This is a genomic window from Rhodococcus sp. EPR-147 (genome assembly GCF_001647185.1).
Lineage (GTDB): Bacteria > Actinomycetota > Actinomycetes > Mycobacteriales > Mycobacteriaceae > Rhodococcoides.
The window spans coordinates 1-2,540 of sequence record NZ_LVCU01000095.1; the positions used below are offsets into that span (position 1 = coordinate 1).

Sequence of the window (2,540 nt, forward strand, 5' to 3'; positions counted from 1 at the left end):
GAATACCGAGATCGGCCTTGATGATTCCCCAGTAGTCGACGACGACGACCCCGGTGATCACGGTGTCGGGAGCACCGTCGGCGCGGGTTGCCCTGGACTGACCCATCGATTCCCGGATGACCTTGCCGCCGCCGAAGACGGCCTCCTCACCGGCGTTGCCGGGTCCACCACTGCGGTCCTCGGTGACCTCGATCAAAAGATCGGTGTCTGCCAAGCGGATTCGATCACCCGTGGTGGGGCCGAACAACTGGGCGTATCGACTGCGACTCATGCGCGCCATCAGCTGTCCAACTTTCCGGGAGGTGTCATGCTCAATCCGTGTACCTCGCGCGTGCCGCCGAGGGGCACGAGCCGAATCGTCTGTTCTATGCCGGGCTCGAAACGCACCGCCGTGCCCGCAGGGATGTCGAGGCGGCAGCCGTGCGCCCGTTCGCGGTCGAACTGCAGAGCTGCGTTCGACTGCGGGAAATGCACATGGCTGCCCACCTGTACCGGTCGATCTCCCGCATTGACGACGGCCATGGAGATCACCTCGGCGCCGTCGTTGATCTCGATGTCGCCTGCGACGGTGATGATCTCGCCAGGAATCAGGTGACCGTCACCCCGCTTCGGAGAGATCGGCTCGTGCACCGTGATCAGTTTCGTGCCGTCCGGGAAGGTCGCCTCGACCATGACCTCGGGGAGCAACTCGGGAACCCCGTCGAGCACGTCGTCGGCACCGAGAATCTCGCGACCCGAGGACATCAGGTCTGCGACCGAACGGCCATCACGGGCACCCTCGAGGAGATGATCGGTGATGACCGCGATCGCCTCGGGGTGATTGAGTTTGAGGCCGCGTGCCTGGCGACGCCGAGCGAGCTCGGCCGCGTAGCTGACGAGCAGTCGATCCTGCTCGTGCGGAGACAACCGCATTGGAGTTCTCCGTCCCGATCGGTGATGGTGCCCGGCAATTCTGACACGCCTACGACCCGCCGGCAGCGGAGCGCGCCGACGCATCTCATCCGAGCGGCACGGTCACCGATCGATCGAGCAGTCCCCGCAGCACGTTTCGGTCGATGCCGGCAGCCACGTTCTGCAACTCGGCGATGCCGAACGCGCCCGAATCCAGGCCCCGCACCAGAACGCCTGCCAACGCCTGCGCTGTCGCCGGCTCGTCCATCACCTCACCACCCTGGCGGTCGAGGTAGCTGCCCAGCCGAGCAGCAGCGACCGGCATGGCCTGACGGAAGAAGCCGAATGTCGCCGACCACCGCGTCACCAGGTGGCCGGGATGCATGTCCCAACCCTGATAGAAGCCGCGCTCGAGGGATCTGGTCACCAGCTCGAAATGTCGACGCGCCGATGCTGCCACCTGCGCGGAATCGCCCGTCGGCACCACCTGAGTCGAACCGTCGCACACCCATACCCCGGTTTGCGCCGCCGCCGCCAGCATGACGTTCTTCGCATGGTCCGCCACCGGATGGGCCAGTGACTGCTGCGCAGAGGTGATTCCGCAGGCGGCGCTGTAGTCGTAGGTCCCGTAGTGCAGGGCGGTACAGCGGCCGTCCGCCCTGGTGATCGCCTTCGCGAGGGTTGCCGTTCCGTCGGCCCCGATCACCGCCTGTGGGCTCTCGATCTGCAGCTCGAATCGAAGGGCGCGCTCGGGCAGGCCGTGCGCACGCTCGAGTTCCTCGCACAGGGCGACCACGGCGGCTACCTGCGAGGCGGCACGGAGCTTGGGTACGGTGAACACGAAGCCGTCGGGCACTCCCCCGGCGCCGTCCAGGACCAGCTCGAGGGTCCGAATCCCACGCCGACGCTCATGTGCGGCAAGCCCTTTGGCACGGATCCCGAGCCACGTCGGACCGGCCGGATCTTCGGCCAAAGTGGACAGAGCTGCCCCGACTGCGGTCGCGTGGCGGTCCTCGACGGCGTCGGATCGCCATCCGTAACCGTCCTCGAAATCGAATCTGAGGTCCTGGATGGGCGCACTTCCGAGTCGGTCGCGTACGAGAGGTAAGGCGTTCTGGGTGTCGAGTCCGGCGAACGCCTCGGGGTGGGCGTCCAGGATTGCCAGAGCGGCAGCACCCCATTCGGCGGGCACAGCCGCCGACGCATCCGAGGCCGATACGTAGACGGTGTGAGAGGGCTGGCCACCGACTCGGTCACCCGGATAATGCTGCGCGAGTTCGTCGTCGATGGGACCGAACAGTGATTCGAGGCGATCGAAGGCGTCGGCAGTCAGTGAAGTTGCGCCCGGCCGGATGGAAGAGTCGGCGCTGTCGCTGTGTCCCGTCATGGGCATCACTGTCCCAGATGCGCCGTGTTTTCGATATTCGCCAGCCGGACCTTGCCTTGAGCAACCAGGCGTCCACTCTCGTCCGTCATGTCGACCTGCCAGAGCTGCTGGGTGCGGCCCCGATGAATCGGATGTCCGTGCGCGGCCAGGGTTCCCGATCGAGTCGCGCGCAGGAAGTCGGTGTTGTTGTTGGTTCCGACCACGTGCCCCCGGGAGCCGAACCAGGCCGATCCGCCGATACTCGCCACCGACTCGACCACCG

Annotated in this window: 3 protein-coding genes and 1 pseudogene; all 4 read right to left on the reverse strand. The window is 66.3% G+C overall.

Translation table 11 applies throughout. The annotated features are described in order from the left end of the window. Positions 1 to 280: pseudogene (gene ureC, locus A2J02_RS04580) on the reverse strand (urease subunit alpha); the annotation flags it as partial. Further along, complete coding sequence (locus A2J02_RS04585) at positions 280 to 912, reverse strand: urease subunit gamma (RefSeq protein ID WP_068047356.1); 633 nt, start codon at positions 910 to 912, stop codon at positions 280 to 282. The pseudogene ureC and the gene A2J02_RS04585, both read right to left, overlap by 1 nt. Positions 913 to 997: 85 nt before the next feature. Next, the gene (locus A2J02_RS04590; protein WP_082898624.1) at positions 998 to 2,278 is read right to left on the reverse strand and encodes a DUF6986 family protein; all 1,281 of its coding nucleotides are present in this window, start codon (positions 2,276 to 2,278) and stop codon (positions 998 to 1,000) included. A gap of 5 nt (positions 2,279 to 2,283) precedes the next feature. Beyond that, positions 2,284 to 2,540 (reverse strand): PaaI family thioesterase (locus A2J02_RS04595; RefSeq protein WP_156516092.1); only part of this gene is annotated, 257 nt, incomplete at its 5' end.

What these genes read in the sequence shown, in the direction of transcription:
- A2J02_RS04585 (WP_068047356.1), bottom strand. Translation starts at nt 912, where the DNA reads ATGCGGTTGTCTCCGCACGAGCAGGATCGACTGCTCGTCAGCTACGCG.
- A2J02_RS04590 (WP_082898624.1), bottom strand. Translation starts at nt 2,278, where the DNA reads ATGACGGGACACAGCGACAGCGCCGACTCTTCCATCCGGCCGGGCGCA.